The 14,897-nt window shown below is 71.7% G+C and carries 15 protein-coding genes; 13 read left to right on the forward strand and 2 right to left on the reverse strand.

Going from position 1 to position 14,897, the window contains the following annotated elements:
- Positions 1-93 precede the first annotated feature (93 nt).
- Both KXR53_RS27765 and ligD read left to right on the forward strand, forming a co-directional pair.
- Positions 94-792 (forward strand): MgtC/SapB family protein, encoded by a 699-nt coding sequence (locus tag KXR53_RS27765; protein WP_437378551.1) that lies wholly within the window; start codon positions 94-96, stop codon positions 790-792.
- Between the two features lie 72 nt (positions 793-864).
- Positions 865-3,519 carry a DNA ligase D gene (gene ligD, locus KXR53_RS27770; protein ID WP_437378552.1) on the forward strand — a complete coding sequence of 885 codons (2,655 nt, stop codon included), beginning with the start codon at positions 865-867 and terminating at the stop codon, positions 3,517-3,519.
- Positions 3,520-3,535: 16 nt separating this feature from the next.
- On the opposite strand, the gene KXR53_RS27775 is transcribed toward ligD, so the two are convergent.
- Positions 3,536-3,787 (reverse strand): hypothetical protein, encoded by a 252-nt coding sequence (locus KXR53_RS27775; RefSeq protein WP_437378553.1) that lies wholly within the window; start codon positions 3,785-3,787, stop codon positions 3,536-3,538.
- 267 nt (positions 3,788-4,054) lie between these two features.
- On the opposite strand from KXR53_RS27775, the gene KXR53_RS27780 reads away from it, so the two are divergent.
- The 11 genes from KXR53_RS27780 (at position 4,055) to KXR53_RS27830 (ending at position 13,820) form a co-directional block, all read left to right on the forward strand.
- Positions 4,055-4,558, forward strand: coding sequence for a sigma-70 family RNA polymerase sigma factor (locus KXR53_RS27780; RefSeq protein WP_437378554.1), 504 nt, complete (start codon positions 4,055-4,057; stop codon positions 4,556-4,558).
- A gap of 157 nt (positions 4,559-4,715) precedes the next feature.
- A complete protein-coding gene (locus KXR53_RS27785; protein ID WP_437378555.1) occupies positions 4,716-5,816 on the forward strand; it encodes an inositol-3-phosphate synthase in 1,101 nt (366 codons plus the stop codon).
- Positions 5,813-6,409: a histidine phosphatase family protein gene (locus KXR53_RS27790; protein ID WP_437378556.1), complete on the forward strand. Its 597-nt coding sequence runs from the start codon at positions 5,813-5,815 to the stop codon at positions 6,407-6,409. The genes KXR53_RS27785 and KXR53_RS27790 overlap by 4 nt, the downstream gene beginning before the upstream one ends.
- Before the next feature lie 9 nt (positions 6,410-6,418).
- Positions 6,419-7,516 carry a CgeB family protein gene (locus KXR53_RS27795; RefSeq protein WP_437378557.1) on the forward strand — a complete coding sequence of 366 codons (1,098 nt, stop codon included), beginning with the start codon at positions 6,419-6,421 and terminating at the stop codon, positions 7,514-7,516.
- A 3-nt stretch (positions 7,517-7,519) separates the two neighbouring features.
- Positions 7,520-8,350, forward strand: coding sequence for a nucleotidyltransferase family protein (locus KXR53_RS27800; RefSeq protein ID WP_437378558.1), 831 nt, complete (start codon positions 7,520-7,522; stop codon positions 8,348-8,350).
- A complete protein-coding gene (locus tag KXR53_RS27805; RefSeq protein ID WP_437378559.1) occupies positions 8,331-9,092 on the forward strand; it encodes a TIGR04290 family methyltransferase in 762 nt (253 codons plus the stop codon). The genes KXR53_RS27800 and KXR53_RS27805 overlap by 20 nt, the downstream gene beginning before the upstream one ends.
- Complete coding sequence (locus KXR53_RS27810; protein WP_437378560.1) at positions 9,089-10,018, forward strand: beta-xylosidase; 930 nt, start codon at positions 9,089-9,091, stop codon at positions 10,016-10,018. Before KXR53_RS27805 ends, KXR53_RS27810 begins: the two co-directional genes overlap by 4 nt.
- Before the next feature lie 4 nt (positions 10,019-10,022).
- Positions 10,023-10,856, forward strand: a complete 834-nt coding sequence (locus KXR53_RS27815) for a PIG-L deacetylase family protein (protein WP_437378561.1) — start codon at positions 10,023-10,025, stop codon at positions 10,854-10,856.
- A complete protein-coding gene (locus tag KXR53_RS27820) occupies positions 10,847-11,911 on the forward strand; it encodes a glycosyltransferase family 4 protein (protein ID WP_437378562.1) in 1,065 nt (354 codons plus the stop codon). Before KXR53_RS27815 ends, KXR53_RS27820 begins: the two co-directional genes overlap by 10 nt.
- Positions 11,908-12,894, forward strand: coding sequence for a GNAT family N-acetyltransferase (locus KXR53_RS27825; protein WP_437378563.1), 987 nt, complete (start codon positions 11,908-11,910; stop codon positions 12,892-12,894). Before KXR53_RS27820 ends, KXR53_RS27825 begins: the two co-directional genes overlap by 4 nt.
- Positions 12,891-13,820, forward strand: a complete 930-nt coding sequence (locus KXR53_RS27830; protein WP_437378564.1) for a class I SAM-dependent methyltransferase — start codon at positions 12,891-12,893, stop codon at positions 13,818-13,820. Before KXR53_RS27825 ends, KXR53_RS27830 begins: the two co-directional genes overlap by 4 nt.
- Positions 13,821-13,823: 3 nt before the next feature.
- Here the strand turns inward: KXR53_RS27830 and KXR53_RS27835 are convergent, their stop codons facing one another.
- The gene (locus tag KXR53_RS27835) at positions 13,824-14,870 is read right to left on the reverse strand and encodes a UDP-glucuronic acid decarboxylase family protein (protein WP_437378565.1); all 1,047 of its coding nucleotides are present in this window, start codon (positions 14,868-14,870) and stop codon (positions 13,824-13,826) included.
- Positions 14,871-14,897 lie beyond the last annotated feature (27 nt).

The raw sequence follows: 14,897 nt of genomic DNA on the forward strand, positions 1-14,897 counted from the left end.
CGGCCGCCGGCGGCGGAACGCCGGCCGGGCCGCGATGTTGAATCCGCGCGGGCGCTCCACATCGCTTTGGCGCCGCCCGTGAGGGCTTCGACCATGCCGCTGTTCCCGACCTGGCCCGACCTCCTGCTACGGCTTGCTTTCGCCGCCCTGGCCGGCGCGGCCATCGGCTGGAACCGCGGCACCCATGGCCGTCCGGCGGGGCTGCGCACGCATCTGCTGGTCTGCCTGGCGGCCGCTTTCGCGATGGTGCTGGCCAATCTTCTCCTCCCCACCACCGGCAAGACCGGCGACTCCTTCACCCAGCTCGACGTGATGCGCCTGCCGCTGGGCATCCTGTCCGGCATCGGCTTCATCGGCGGCGGCGCCATCCTGCATCGCGGCGATCTGGTGATGGGCGTCACCACGGCGGCGACGCTGTGGTTCGTCACCGTGATGGGGCTGTGCTTCGGCGCCGGCGAGCTGATCCTGGGCGGCATCGCCTTCGCCATCGGCATGGTCGTGCTGACGGGGCTGAAATGGCTCGAAGACCGGGTGAAGCAGGAACGCAAGGCGACCCTGACCCTGACCGTCGATCTCGACCGCTTCGATTCCGGCGACCTCGACGCCGCGCTGCGGAAGGCGGGCTTCCGCATCGCCACCAGCTCGATCACATACCGGCCGGACACCCGATCCAGGATCATGAGCTATGAGCTGCGATGGATGGGGTACCCGCACGACATGACCGTGCCGTCGGCGGTCGAGGGGCTGTTCGCCGCGCCCGGCGTGCAGGAAGTCATCTGGTCCGCCCTGTAGCCGCGGGTCTTCCGGAACCGCCGCTTCGCCGGCATCGTTTCACCAAGGCAGCAGACCAACCGGGCGAAGGCGATGGCCAAGGACAGCCTGTCGACCTATCGGCGCAAGCGCGACTTCACCCGCACCGCCGAGCCCAGCGAAGCCGGCGGCGTGGTGCCGTCGGACCGGCCGCGCTTCGTCATCCAGAAGCATGCCGCCACCCGCCTGCACTACGACCTGCGGCTCGAGCTCGACGGCGTGTTCAAATCCTGGGCGGTGACCAAGGGGCCGTCGCTCGACCCGCATGACAAGCGCCTGGCGGTGGAGGTCGAGGACCATCCGCTGGCCTATGGCGATTTCGAGGGCACGATCCCGAAGGGCCAATATGGCGGCGGCACGGTCCAGCTCTGGGATCGTGGGTACTGGCAGCCGGAGGGCCGCATGCCGCCGGACCGGGCCCTGGCGAGGGGCGAGCTGAAATTCACCCTGGATGGCGAGCGCCTGCGGGGCGGCTGGGTGCTGGTGCGGCTGAAGCGCGACCGCATGGGTGGCAAGCGCAGCAACTGGCTCCTGATCAAGCATCGCGATGCGCATGCGGTCGACGAGGACGGCGATGCGGTTCTGGCCGAGGACCGCTCCGTCGCCTCCGGCAGGTCGATGGCCGAAATCGCCGCCGGGCGGGGCCGCGGGCCGCGGCCGTTCATGCGGGTCGGCGGCAGGCCGGCCCGGGCGGACGCCGTCTGGGATTCAGCCGCGAAGCCGGAGAAGGCGGCGGCCAAGGCGCTCGCGCCGCGCCGCCGGAAGGCCCGGGTCGCCGCCTCGGCGATGCCCGATTTCGTCCCGCCGCAGCTCTGCCTCTCTGTCGACCGGCCGCCGGCCGGCGGCGGCTGGGGGCACGAGATCAAGTTCGACGGCTACCGCCTGCAGCTCAGGATCGCGGGCGGCGCGGCCACGCTGAAGACCCGCAAGGGGCTGGACTGGACGGCGCGCTTCCAGGCCATCGCCGATGCGGCGGCGGACTGGCCCGACTGCATCATCGACGGCGAGGCGGTGGCGCTGGACGAGCGCGGCCATCCCGACTTCGCGGCGCTGCAGGTGGCGCTGTCGGAAGGGCGCAGCCGCGACCTGATCTTCTTCGCCTTCGACCTGCTGTTCGAGGGCGACCGCGACTGGCGCCCCGAGCCGCTGTCGCAGCGCAAGGCGAGGCTGCGCGAGCTGCTGGAGGAGCAGGGCTGCGACGCCACCTCCATGATCCGCTACGTCGAGCATTTCGAGGAGCCGGGCGACGCCGTGCTGCGCTCCGCCTGCCGGCTCGAGCTCGAAGGCATCATCTCCAAGCGCCTCGACGCCGCCTACCAGCCCGGCCGCAGCGACCGCTGGACCAAGGCCAAATGCCGCGGCGGCCATGAGGTCGTGATCGGCGGCTGGTCGACCACCGGCAACCACTTCCGCTCGCTGCTGGTCGGGGTCCGGCGCGGCGACCACCTGGTCTATATCGGCCGGGTCGGCACCGGCTTCGGCGCCGCCAAGGTGACGCGGCTGGTGCCGCGGCTGAAGGCGGTGGAGGCCGAGACCTCGCCCTTCACCGGCCCGGGCGCGCCGCGGAAGGAGCGCAACGTCCACTGGGCCCGGCCGGAGCTGGTGGCCGAGATCGAATTCGCGGGCTGGACCGGCTCGGGCATGGTGCGCCAGGCCTCGTTCAAGGGGCTGCGCGAGGACAAGCCGGCCGAGGAGGTCGAGGCCGAGATCCCGGCGCCGGCGGCCGAGACCGAGCTGCAGGAGCCGGCCCCGGCCGAGGCAGCCAAGCCGGCGCGGCGCCGCGCCGCCGCGGCCAAGGCGACGGTGATGGGCGTGGCCCTGTCCAAGGCCGACAAGGCGCTGTGGCCCGATGCCGGCGACGGCGAGCCGGTCACCAAGCACGACCTGGCGCTGTATCTGGAGGCGGTCGGACCGTGGATGCTGCCGCATATCCAGGGCCGCCCCTGCTCGATCCTGCGCGCGCCGGACGGGATCGGCGGCGAGATCTTCTTCCAGCGCCACGCCATGCCGGGCACATCGAGCCTGATCTCCCTCGCCCGGGTGTCGGGGGACCGCAAGCCCTACATCCAGATCGACCGGATCGAGGCGCTGGCGGCGGTGGCGCAGCTCGGCGCATTGGAGCTGCATCCCTGGAACTGCCGGCCCGGCATGCCCGACCGGCCGGGCCGGCTGGTGTTCGACCTCGACCCTGGACCCGGCATCGATTTCGCCGCGGTGATCGAGGCGGCGCGGGAGCTGAAGGAGCGGCTGGAGTCGGTCGGCTTCGTCCCCTTCTGCAAGACCACCGGCGGCAAGGGACTGCATGTCGTGACCCCGCTCGCCGCCGCCCGCGGCGGCGGGCCGGGCTGGCCGGAAGCGAAGGCCTTCGCCAAGGAGATCTGCCAGCGCATGGCCGGCGACGCGCCGGACCGCTATGTCATCAACATGGCCAAGGCCAAGCGCCAGGGCCGGATCTTCCTCGACTATCTGCGCAACGACCGGATGTCGACCGCAGTGGCGCCGCTGTCGCCGCGGGCCCGGCCGGGTGCCACGGTGTCGATGCCGCTGACCTGGGACGCGGTGCGGCGCGGCCTCGACCCGAAGCGCTATACCCTGCGCACCGCGTCCGACCTCTTGGCGAAGGGCGCCGCCTGGGACGGCTATGACGACGCCGCCCGGCCGCTCGCCGACGCGATCCGGCGCCTGGACCGGCGCAAGGCGGCGGCCTGACCGGACCCTCCGTCCGTCACCATGATCCGGTTTCGAGCACCTGGCCGACCAGCCGGCCGCCCCGGCGGATGGCGTCGAGCCGGGCTTCCGCATCCTCCGGGTCATAGGCCCAGATCGTGGCCGTCCACACCCGTTCGCGGCCGGATGGTGTCGTCAGATGCGGGTACTCGACCGCGAAGCGGAACATCGGGCGCCCCCATTGGTCGCAGGACACATGCGCGGCATCGGGGGGGCGGCGGTCGGCAGGCTGCAGGCGGACGACTGTCATGACGCTCCGATCCATCGAGCAATGCGTGACCCTCTTCTGAATGGCGGGATGTCGATCGCGGTTCCGCTCGAATAAAGAAGTCGCGCTTGGCTTCGTCTTGACCTTGCCTGGGCGAACATTTGTTTATCCAAAGATCGATCTTATCATTTGATAATGGAACCAAGTTTTCGCAGGCAAGTTGGTTCTAGTGTTCCTCTCCGAATATTGTCGTCCCGAGTCGTTTCGTTGAACGAGAGGGCGACGATCATGCCGCAAAGGGGAAGGCCCATGCCGGACCAACGTCGTGCTACGGATCGTGCCGAATTCACCGCCGTTGTCGCCCCGGTGCTGTGCGAGCTCAGGCGCTATGCGCGCTCCCTCACCCGCAACCGTGCGGATGCGGAAGACCTGCTGCAGGACACCCTGTTGCGCGCCTACAACAAGTTCCACCTGTGGCAGCCGGGCACCAACATCGCCGGCTGGCTCTGCGTCGTGATGAAGCGGGTGTTCCTGTCGCAGTTCGAGCGCCGCGGGCGCATGGTCGCCGTGCCGGCCGAGGAGTTCGACGGACCGCAGCCGCCAAGCCAGGACGACGTCCTCGACCTCGCCCGGCTGGGCAGCGCCATCGACCGGCTGCACCGCCGCCACCGTGAGCTGGTCGAGGCGGTCGCGATCAACGGCGATTCCTACGAGGAGGCGGCGCACGCCCTTCACATCCCGATCGGGACCGTCCGCTCCCGCCTCGGCCGCGCCCGCGAATATCTCCGCCACGAGACCGGCATCGTCTGGTGACCGTCCGGCCGGGCTGAATTCGCGATCGGCGCACCTTCGCCGGAACCGGCTCTCCGCTCGGGCCGTTGGCCTTGCAGGAACTTACGTTCCTTGGGCCTCCGCCCCGGCCCGACCCTTTCCGCCCCGGCCCGTGCCGCAACGCAGGGGAGTCGAAAGCGTGAGCTCGAAACCCATCCGCCTGGGGATCGTGGGCGTCGGCAACTGCGCCTCGTCCCTTGTTCAGGGACTGACCTACTACCGCGATATCCCCAGCGGCAACGAGCCCCCGCCCGGCCTGATGAATGTCGAGCTCGGCGGCTACCATGTCGGCGACATCGCAGTCGCCTCAGCCTTCGACGTCGCCGCCGGCAAGGTCGGGCGGGATGTGGCCGAGGCGATCTACGCCGCGCCGAACAACACACATCGTTTCGCCGAGGTGCCGCCGACCGGCGTCAAGGTCGAGCGCGGCAACACCCTGGACGGCCTCGGCCGCTACCTGCGCGACCGGATCACGGAATCGGACGAGCCGGTGGCCGACGTCACCGCGGTGCTACGGCGGACGCGGACCGACGTCCTCGTCTCCTATCTCCCGGTCGGGTCGCAGCGCGCCGCCGAATGGTATGCCGAGCGGGCGCTGGAGGCGGGCTGCGCCTTCGTCAACTGCATGCCGGTCTTCATCGCCTCCCGCCCCGAATGGCGGCAGCGCTTCGAGGACCGGTGCCTGCCCATCATCGGCGACGACATCAAGAGCCAGGTCGGGGCCACCATCGTCCACCGCATGCTCACCAACCTGTTCCGCGAGCGCGGCGTGCGGCTGGACCGCACCTATCAGCTCAACTTCGGCGGCAACACCGATTTCGAGAACATGCTCGAGCGCGAGCGGCTGGAATCGAAGAAGATCTCCAAGACCCAATCGGTGATGAGCCAGCTCGACATCCCGCTGGCCGCCGAGAACGTGCATGTCGGCCCTAGCGACTACGTGCCCTGGCTCAGCGACCGGAAATGGGCCTATATCCGGCTCGAAGGCACCACCTTCGGCGGCGTGCCGCTCAACGCCGAGGTGAAGCTGGAGGTCTGGGATTCGCCGAACTCGGCCGGCATCGTGATCGATGCGGTGCGCTGCGCCCGGCTCGGCCTCGACCGCGGCATCGGCGGCGCGCTGATCGGCCCCTCCAGCTACTTCATGAAATCGCCACCGCAGCAGTTCACCGACGCCGTGGCGCGGGAGCGGACGCTGCGCTTCATCGCCGGGGATGGCGCCGGGCAGGTGCCGTCATGACCGCCGTCTTCCTGCTGGTGCGCCATGCTGCGCACGACAATCTCGGCGGCTTCCTGGCCGGCCGCACGGCCGGCGTGATGCTGGGCGAGGCCGGCCGGGCGCAGGCCGAGCGTCTGGCCCAGCGGCTGCGGCTGGAGCGGTTCGATGCGATCTTCGCCAGCCCGCGTGAGCGGGCGCAGCAGACCGCCCAGGCGATCGCCGTGGCCGCCGCCCTGACGGTGGAGACGGCGCCGGAGCTGGATGAGATCGATTTCGGCCGCTGGTCCGGGCAGGATTTCACGGCCCTGCAGCAGGACCCGCTGTGGCAGCGCTGGAACTGTACCCGCAGCCTGACCCGTACCCCGGGCGGCGAGACGATGCTGGACGTCCAGCGGCGCGTGCTGGGGCTGATGGAGCGCCTGACCCCGTCCTTCGACGGCCGCGCCGCCGTCTTCGTCAGCCATGCCGACGTGATCAAGGCGGCGGTGCTGCACCATCTCGGCCTGGACGTCGATGCCTGGCCGCGCCTGGACATCGCGCCGGCCTCGGTCTCCCGCCTTGCGGTGGGCGACGGGTGGGCACAGATCCTGGGCCTGAACGAGACCGTCGGCTAGGAGGCCGCGATGAAGCTGGTCGTGTTCGGCCTCACCGTCAGCTCCTCCTGGGGCAACGGCCATGCCACGCTCTGGCGCGGGCTGATCCGGGCGCTGTCGCGCCGCGGCTGGCGGGTGGTGTTCTTCGAGCGCGACGTGCCCTACTACGCCGGCGCCCGCGACCTCTGGTCCCTGGAGGGGGGCGAGCTGGTGCTGTACCCGGACTGGGCACAGGCGCGGGACCTCGCCGCCCGCCATGTGGCGGAGGCGGATGCCGCCATGGTCACCTCCTTCTGCCCGGACGGGGTCGCGGCAAGCGAGCTGGTGCTAGCGGCGCCGCGGCCGCTGCACGTCTTCTACGACATGGACACGCCGGTGACGCTGGAACGGCTGGGGCAGGGCCAGGCCCTGACCTATATCGGCCCGCGCGGCCTCGCCGATTTCGACCTCGTCCTCAGCTACACCGGCGGCGGCGCGCTGGACGCGCTGCGCCACCATCTCGGCGCCCGCATCGCCGTGCCGCTCTACGGCCATGTCGATCCGGACATCCACCGCCCGGCGGCGCCGCGATCCGACTTCGCCGGCGACCTCTCCTATATCGGCACCTATGCCCCGGACCGGCAGGCGGCGCTGGAGGCGCTGCTGGTCGAGCCGGCGCGGCAGCGGCCCGATCTGCGCTTCGTCATCGCCGGCGCGCAATACCCCGACGCCTTCCCCTGGACCGGCAACATCTTCTTCCTGCGCCACCTGGCGCCCGGCGACCACCCGGCCTTCTACGCCTCGTCGCGGCTGACCCTGAACGTCACCCGCGCCGCCATGGCCCGGATGGGCTGGTGCCCGTCGGGGCGGCTGTTCGAGGCCGCGGCCTGCGGCGCCCCGGTGCTGAGCGATGCCTGGCCGGGGCTGGAGGAGTTCTTCACCCCCGGCCGGGAGATCCTGCTGGCCCGCGGCACCGACGACGCGCTGGCGGCGCTGGCCCTGTCGGAACCCGAGCTGCGCCGGATCGGCGCCGCCGCCCGCCAGCGGGTGCTGGACGAGCACACCTCGGCCCGCCGCGCCGCCGAGCTCGAGGCGCTGCTCGCCGCCGCACGGCCGGCCGCAGCCACCCCCACCGCCATGGAGGCTTGACCGATGTGGGGCATCGTGCCCGCCGCGGGACGCGGCAGCCGGATCCAGCCCTTGGCCTTCTCCAAGGAGCTGCTGCCCGTCGGCAGCCGCATCGACGGCGGCGAGGAGCGGCCCTGCGCCGTCAGCGAATATCTGCTCGAGCGCATGATCGAGGCCGGGGTGGACAAGATCTGCTTCGTCATCGCCCCGGGGAAATCGGACATCCTGGAATATTACGGCAGCGACTACGGCGGCGCGGCCGCCGCCTATGTGGTGCAGCCGCAGCCCGCCGGGCTGTGTGACGCGATCTTCAGGGCGCTGCCGCTGATCCGCCCGGAGGAGGCGGTGCTGATCGGCCTGCCCGACACGGTCTGGTTCCCGAAGGACGGCTTCGCCGACCTGCCGGGGGACGGCCTGTCCTTCCTGCTGTTCCCGGTCGACCACCCCGAATTCTTCGACGCCGTGGTGCTCGACGGGGACGGTTCGGTGCGCGAGATCCAGGTGAAGCGGGCGGATGCCGAGAGCCGCTGGATCTGGGGTGCCTTCAAGATGCCGGGGGCGGTGCTGCAGCGGCTGCACGCGCTGTGGCTGCGGCGCAGCCAGGAGGACGAATACATCGGCACGCTGGTCAATGCCTGGCTGGCGGAAGGCGGCCGGGCGGTCGGCGTCAGGTCCGGGCTGTCCTATGTCGATGTCGGCACGCTGAACGGCTACCGGTCGGCGATCGGGCTGCTCAGCGAGGCGGCCGCAGTCGACGCCCGCATCGCCATCGGCCGGCCGGCGGGCCGCCCGTTCGGCGCTCCCCTCGCAACCACCAGTGACGGAGGCGGAAGGCATGGGACGCCTGTCCGGTGAGGAGATCCGCCGCCGGGTCGAGGCGCTCGGCCCGTGGTTCCACAATATCGACCTCGACGGCATCGCCACCGCGCCCGACCATTATCTGGGCGACTATCCGGCGGTGAAATGGCAGGCCTTCGCCGACGCCATTCCGCGGGACCTCGCCGGCCGCACCGTGCTCGACATCGGCTGCAACGGCGGCTTCTACTCGCTGGAGATGAAGCGCCGCGGCGCCGACCGCGTGCTCGGCATCGACTTCGACGACAGCTATCTAGCCCAGGCGCGCTTCGCCGCCGAGATCGCCGGTCTCGACATCGAGTTCCGGCACCTCTCGGTCTACGACGTCGCGGCGCTGGGCGAGCGCTTCGACATCGTGCTGTTCATGGGCGTGCTGTACCACCTGCGCCACCCGCTGCTGGCGCTCGACCTGGTGCGCGAGCACGTCGTCCGCGACCTGATGGTGTTCCAGTCGATGCAGCGCGGCAGCGGCGACGTCGCGGCGCTGGAGCCGAACTATCCGTTCTGGGACGCGGCGCTGTTCGACCGGCCGGATTTCCCGAAGCTGCATTTCATCGAGCACCGCTACGCCGACGACCCGACCAACTGGTGGGTGCCGAACCGCGCCTGCGTCGAGGCGATGCTGCGCAGCGCCGGCTTCGCCGTCGTCGGGCATCCCGAGGACGAGGTCTATCTCTGCCGTCCCGCCGGCCGGCCGGGGGGCGAGGGCGCCGTCTATCCGAACCGCGGGAGGAGCGCATGATCGAAGCGGCGATGATCTGGAACGAGCCGAACAACAAGTCGCATTGGGACCGTGAGCTCGATCCGGACTGGACGCTGTACGCCGACATGGCGGTCGCCGCGGCGGACGCCATCGCCGCCGAGAACCCGGCCGTGACCAGGGTGCTGGGCGGCATCTCGCCGATCGACCCGGTGTTCATGGAGAACATGAAGGCCCGCGGCATGCTCGACCATGTCGACGCGGTCGCTGTGCACGGTTTCCCGCTCGACTGGAACCTGTGGCAGATCCAGGAATGGCCGGACAAGCTGGAGGAGATCCGCGCCGTCACCGACCTGCCGGTCTGGGTCAGCGAGGTCGGGGTCTCCAGCTTCGGGGCGGAGGAGGTGCAGGCCTGGGGCCTCGACCGCACCGCCGGGCTCCTGACCGGCCGGTCGCCGCGCCTCCATTGGTACAGCCTCTACGACCTGCCCCGCACCTGGGAGGCGACGACCCGGCACAAGGAGGCGGAGGGCTCGTCCTATTACCGCCACTTCTACATGGGCCTGCTGCGCGAGGACGGCACGCCCAAGCCGGCGCTGGAGCGCTTCGCCCGGCACACCCCGGCGCTGGGCCTGTGCCAGTGGTTCCACTACCAGGATCACCGGCTGGACGACGCCGTGGCCTGGATGAAGCGGCTCGGCGTGACCTATCTGCGCACCGGTCTGTCCTGGGCCGACAGCTTCCGCCCCGACGCGCTGGCCTGGTTCGACCGGCAGATGGAGGCGCTGGCCGATTTCGACGTCACCGTCACCTTCTGCTTCACGCCGGAGCATCGCGGCCTGATGCCCCACCACACCAGCCCGCCGGTGGAGAAGGAGGAGTTCGCCGCCTTCTGCGCCGACATGATCCGCCGCTACGGCACGGCGCGCCGGGACGAGATCCACGCCGCGCGGATGGCGCTCGGCTGAGGCGATGGGCGCGGCGGCCTCCACGCTGCTGTCCGCCCTGGCCGGGACCCCGGTGGCCCCGGCCGAGGCGATGGTGGTGGTCGCCCATCCCGACGACGAGACCATCGGCATCGGCGGGCAGCTGCGCCGCCTGCCGGGCATCGCCGTGCTGCACGTCACCGACGGCGCGCCGCGCGGGCTCGAGGACGCACGGGTCTACGGCTTCGACAGCTGGCAGGCCTATGCGGTGGCCCGGCGGCGTGAGCTCGAAGCGGCGATGGAGGTGGCCGGGGTTCCGGCCGATATGCTGCTCAGCCTCGGCGTTCCGGACCAGCAGGCATGCCGGCGGCTCGCCGCCATCGCCCGCGCCTTGGCCGGCCGGTTCGAGGAGCGTGGAACGCGGCTGGTGCTGACCCACCCCTATGAGGGCGGCCACCCGGACCACGACGCCGTCTGCTTCGCCGTCCATGCCGCCTGCCGCCTGCTGCAGCGGGAGGGGGCGGCTGCGCCCATCGTCGCCGAGATGACCTTCTATCACCTCGGCCCGGACGGTCCGGTGCTGCAGCGCTTCCCGCCGGACGGGCCGTCGCCGGAGGTCGTCCTCGAGCTGGAGGAGGCGGATTGGGAGGCCAAGCGGCGGACGATCGCCTGCCACGAGACCCAGCGCCGGACCCTGGCGCCTTTCACCGACTGGGTCGAACGGTTCCGGCGGGCGCCCGCCTACGACTTCTCGCGCCTGCCGAATGGCGGCCGGCTGCACTACGATGCCTATCCCTGGGGTCTGGCCGGGGCGGAGTGGCCCGGCCTCACCGCCGCTGCCGTTGCCGAGCTGGGGCTGGATCCGCCGCCATGGCCCTGACCGTGCTCAACGTCGCCTATCCGCTGGCGCCGGTCGGCCCCGATGCGGTCGGCGGGGCCGAGCAGGTGCTGTCCGCGCTCGACCGCGCCCTGGTCGAGGCCGGGCACCGGTCGCTGGTGGTGGCGTGCGAGGGCTCCGAGGTCGCCGGCACGCTGTGCCCGATTCCGGCGGAGCTGGGGCCGCTCGACGACGCGTCGCGGCAGCGCGCCTGGGCGGCGCATCGCCAGGCCATCGCCGAGTGCCGGTCCCGCTGGCCGGTCGACGTCGTGCATCTGCACGGCATCGATTTCGACGCCTATCTGCCGGCCGACGGGCCGACCCTCGTCACCCTGCATCTGCCGCTCGGCTGGTATCGCCCCGAGGCGCTGCGGCCGTCGCGCCCCGATCTGTGGCTGCACGGCGTGTCGGAGGCGCAGGGACGCGACGCCCCGCCCGGCGCCCGGCTGCTGCCGCCGATCCCGAACGGCGTTTCGATCGGCGACGGCCACCTGTCGCACGCCAAGCGCGGCTTCGCCTTGATGCTCGGCCGGATCTGCCCGGAGAAAGGCATCCATTTCGCCCTCGACGCCACCCGGCTGGCGGACATGCCGCTGATCGTCGCCGGGCGGCTGTTCCGCTATGAGGCACATGAGCGCTATTTCGAGGAGGAGGTGGTGCCGCGGCTCGATGCGCGGCACCGTTTCGTCGGGCCGCTCGGCCTCCAGCGCAAGCGGCGCTTCCTGGCGGCGGCCCGCTGCCTGCTGGTGCCCAGCCTGTGCCCGGAGACCAGCTCGCTGGTGGCGATGGAGGCGCTGTCCTGCGGCACGCCGGTCGTCGCCTTTCCGAACGGCGCCCTGCCCGAGATCGTTGATCACGGGCGCACCGGCTTCCTGGTCCGCGACGCGGAGGAGATGGCGCGGGCGATCCGCGCCGCCGCGGATCTCGACCCGGCGGAATGCCGGGCCGAGGCCACACGCCGCTTCTCGCTGGCGCGGATGGTGCGGCGCTACTTCGCGGCCTACCGCCGGCTGGCGGCGCATGCGGACCCGGCCCCGGCGCTGCGAGCCTCGGGATGAGCACCGAGCTGCTGGCGGAGGAACCGGCCCTGGCCGCGATCGAGCCGGAATGGTGGGAGCTGTGGTCCCGCTGCCCGGCGGCGACGCCGTTCCAGTCCCCGGCCTGGCTGTTGCCCTGGTGGCACAGTTTCGCGCCGGGGCGGCTGCGGGCGATTGCGGTCCGGCGTGACGGGCGTTTGGTCGGCCTGGCGCCGCTCTATGTCGAGGAAGGCGCACTCGGCCGGCGCCTGCTGCTGCTCGGGCTCGGCACCACCGACTACCTGGACGTCCTGCTCGACCCGGACCACGCCGAACCGGCGGCTGCGGCGATCGAGGCGGCGGCCGGGGATATCGACTGGGAGGCGTGGGAGCTGGAGGAGCTGCCGCCCGACGCCGCGGCGCTGCGGCTGCCCTGCCCATGTAATTGTACTGAGACCGCGGCGGGCCACAGCGCCTGCCCGACCCTCGACCTGGCCGGGCCGGACGACCTGTCGGGCTGCGTCCCGACCCGCCGCCGGAAGCAGCTGCGGCGGGCGCTGACGCTGGCCGCGAAGCGCGGCGCCGCCGAGGTCGAGCCGGTCGCGGAGGCGGCGGACGGCTTCCTCGACGATCTGCTGCGGCTGCACGGCGCCCGCTGGGCCGATCAGGGCCAGCCCGGGCTGCTGCGGGGCGGGGCGGTGCAGCGCTTCCACCGAGAGGCGCTGCCCCGTCTCATCCGGGCGGATCTGGCCCGGCTTACCCGGCTGCGGATCGCGGGACGGGTGGTCGGTGCGTTCTACGGCCTTCTCGGCCGTGACCGGACCTATGCCTACCTCGGCGGTTTCGATCCGGATTACGCCTATGAGAGCCCGGGGTCGATCCTGATCGGCCACGCCATCGCGGAGGCGATTCGCGAGGGCAGGCGCGAGTTCCACTTCCTGCGCGGCCGCGAAGCGTACAAATACGCCTGGGGCGCGGTCGATCGCTGGAACCGCCGCCGCAGCTTCCGAAGGGCTCCGACGTGACGGTCGACAACGCGATCCGGGCGGCGGGCTGTCCCGACGCCCTCCGGCCGGCCCTGCGGGACTGCCTGGCGGGCGAGCTTCCGGTCGCCTCGGCGCTGACCCGGCTGCTGATCCAGGCCGAAAGCGGCCCGGCGCTGGCGCGGCTGCTGGGGGCGGTCGACAAAGCACTCGCCGCGGGGGAGATCGCGGCCCGGCGGCGCCTGCAGGCGCTGCGGCGGATGCAGGCCGAGCACCCCCGGGCCTGGGAGACGATCCAGGCGGTGCTGCGCGAGGTCCGGCACGACGCGGTGTCGGGAGACGAGGCCCAGGCCGTGGCGGCCTGTGCCCGCGCCTTCGATCGCGCAGCTGGGATCTCGCCCGAGGCCAGCGTCGCCCTGCATTCCTTCGGCGATGCCGGCCGGCTGGAGCTGGCGACGGCCGAGGTGGTGCGGCGGATGGCCGAATGGGGCCTGCTGCAGCCCGAGCACACGGTGCTGGATCTCGGCTGCGGCATCGGCCGTTTCGCCGCGGCGATCGCCGGATGCGTTCGGCGGGTCGTCGGCCTCGACATCTCGGCCCGCATGGTCGAGGAGGCGCAGCGGCGCTGCGCCGGGTGGGCGAATGTTGAGATCCGCCGCAGCTCGGGGCGGGACCTGGCCGGCATTGCCGACGGGACCATCGACACGATCCTGGCCGCCGACAGCTTCCCCTATCTCGTGCTCGCGGGGCCGGCGCTGGTGCGGCGCCATGTCGAGGAGGCGGCGCGGGTGCTGCGGCCCGGCGGCCATCTCCTCATCCTCAACCACTCCTATCGCGGCGATGAGGTGGCGGACCGCCGCGAGCTGGCCGAGCTGGCGGCGGCGACCGGCTTCCGCCTGCGCCGTGCGGGAACCCGCCCCTTCGCCCTGTGGGACGGGCTTGTTTTTCATCTGGTCAGGGGCCGGTGAGGCTCACGGCGTGACCACATCCGCCTTGGCCGGCAGCCTCGTGCCCTCCCGGACGGCCCGGAAGCCGATCGCCATCGCGGGGCGCGGCTCCGCGGCCTCGGCGAAATGGGCGATGGTCCGGCACAGGCCCTCCTCCAGCGCCACCCGGGGCGACCAGCCGAGAAGGCTCCTCGCCCGCCCGATGTCCGGCCGGCGCCGCTGCGGATCATCCACCGGCAGTGGCCGCCGCACGATGCGGGACCGCGAGCCGGTCAGGGCCAGCACCCGCGTCACCAGCTCGCGCACCGTCAGCTCGGTCGGATTGCCTAGATTGACCGGACCTCCCGGCGACGCCCGGCAGGCCATCAGCCGGATCAGCCCGTCGACGAGGTCGTCGACATAGCAGAAGGAGCGGGTCTGCTCGCCGCTGCCGTAGACGGTGATGTCGTCGCCGGCCAGCGCCTGGGTGATGACGTTCGACACCACCCGCCCGTCATCGGCCCGCATCCGAGGCCCGTAGGTGTTGAAGATCCGCGCCACCCGCACCTCGGCGCGGCCGGCGCGCTCGAAATCGAAGGCCAGGCTTTCCGCCGCCCGCTTGCCCTCGTCGTAGCAGGCGCGCGGACCGGTCGGGTTGACATGGCCCCAGTAGCTCTCGACCTGCGGATGGATCTCCGGGTCGCCGTAGACCTCGCTGGTCGAGGCCAGCAGGAAGCGCGCCCCCTTGCGCTCGGCGAGGGCCAGCAGGTTGCGGGTGCCCAGCACGCTGGTCAGCAGCGTGTGCTCGGGGTCGGACTGGTACTGCGGCGGCGAGGCGGCGCAGGCGAGGTTGAAGACCAGGTCGACCGCCCCTCGCGCGACCGGGGCGGGCGGCGGCGCGATCACATCCGCGTCGACGATGTCGAAGCGCGGGTCGCGCGCCAGATGCCGCAGATTCTCCCGCCGTCCGGTCCGGAAATTGTCGAGGCAGAGCACCCGGTAACCGTCCGCGAGCAGGGCGTCGCAGAGATGGGATCCGATGAAGCCGGCACCTCCGGCGACGATGGCGGTGCGCTGTTTGCCGTTCCTCATGACCATCCTCTCTTCTTGACGCCCGCT

The sequence above is a fragment of the Inquilinus limosus genome (assembly GCF_051487185.1).
Classification (GTDB): domain Bacteria; phylum Pseudomonadota; class Alphaproteobacteria; order DSM-16000; family Inquilinaceae; genus Inquilinus; species Inquilinus limosus_F.

Bases quoted from the DNA above. Each gene is read 5' to 3' on its own strand.
- KXR53_RS27820 (WP_437378562.1), top strand. From the start codon at position 10,847: ATGGCCCTGACCGTGCTCAACGTCGCCTATCCGCTGGCGCCGGTCGGC.
- KXR53_RS27795 (WP_437378557.1), top strand. From the start codon at position 6,419: ATGAAGCTGGTCGTGTTCGGCCTCACCGTCAGCTCCTCCTGGGGCAAC.
- KXR53_RS27765 (WP_437378551.1), top strand. From the start codon at position 94: ATGCCGCTGTTCCCGACCTGGCCCGACCTCCTGCTACGGCTTGCTTTC.
- KXR53_RS27835 (WP_437378565.1), bottom strand. From the start codon at position 14,870: ATGAGGAACGGCAAACAGCGCACCGCCATCGTCGCCGGAGGTGCCGGC.
- KXR53_RS27805 (WP_437378559.1), top strand. From the start codon at position 8,331: ATGGGACGCCTGTCCGGTGAGGAGATCCGCCGCCGGGTCGAGGCGCTC.
- KXR53_RS27775 (WP_437378553.1), bottom strand. From the start codon at position 3,787: ATGACAGTCGTCCGCCTGCAGCCTGCCGACCGCCGCCCCCCCGATGCC.
- KXR53_RS27780 (WP_437378554.1), top strand. From the start codon at position 4,055: ATGCCGGACCAACGTCGTGCTACGGATCGTGCCGAATTCACCGCCGTT.
- ligD (WP_437378552.1), top strand. From the start codon at position 865: ATGGCCAAGGACAGCCTGTCGACCTATCGGCGCAAGCGCGACTTCACC.
- KXR53_RS27800 (WP_437378558.1), top strand. From the start codon at position 7,520: ATGTGGGGCATCGTGCCCGCCGCGGGACGCGGCAGCCGGATCCAGCCC.
- KXR53_RS27790 (WP_437378556.1), top strand. From the start codon at position 5,813: ATGACCGCCGTCTTCCTGCTGGTGCGCCATGCTGCGCACGACAATCTC.
- KXR53_RS27815 (WP_437378561.1), top strand. From the start codon at position 10,023: ATGGGCGCGGCGGCCTCCACGCTGCTGTCCGCCCTGGCCGGGACCCCG.
- KXR53_RS27825 (WP_437378563.1), top strand. From the start codon at position 11,908: ATGAGCACCGAGCTGCTGGCGGAGGAACCGGCCCTGGCCGCGATCGAG.
- KXR53_RS27810 (WP_437378560.1), top strand. From the start codon at position 9,089: ATGATCGAAGCGGCGATGATCTGGAACGAGCCGAACAACAAGTCGCAT.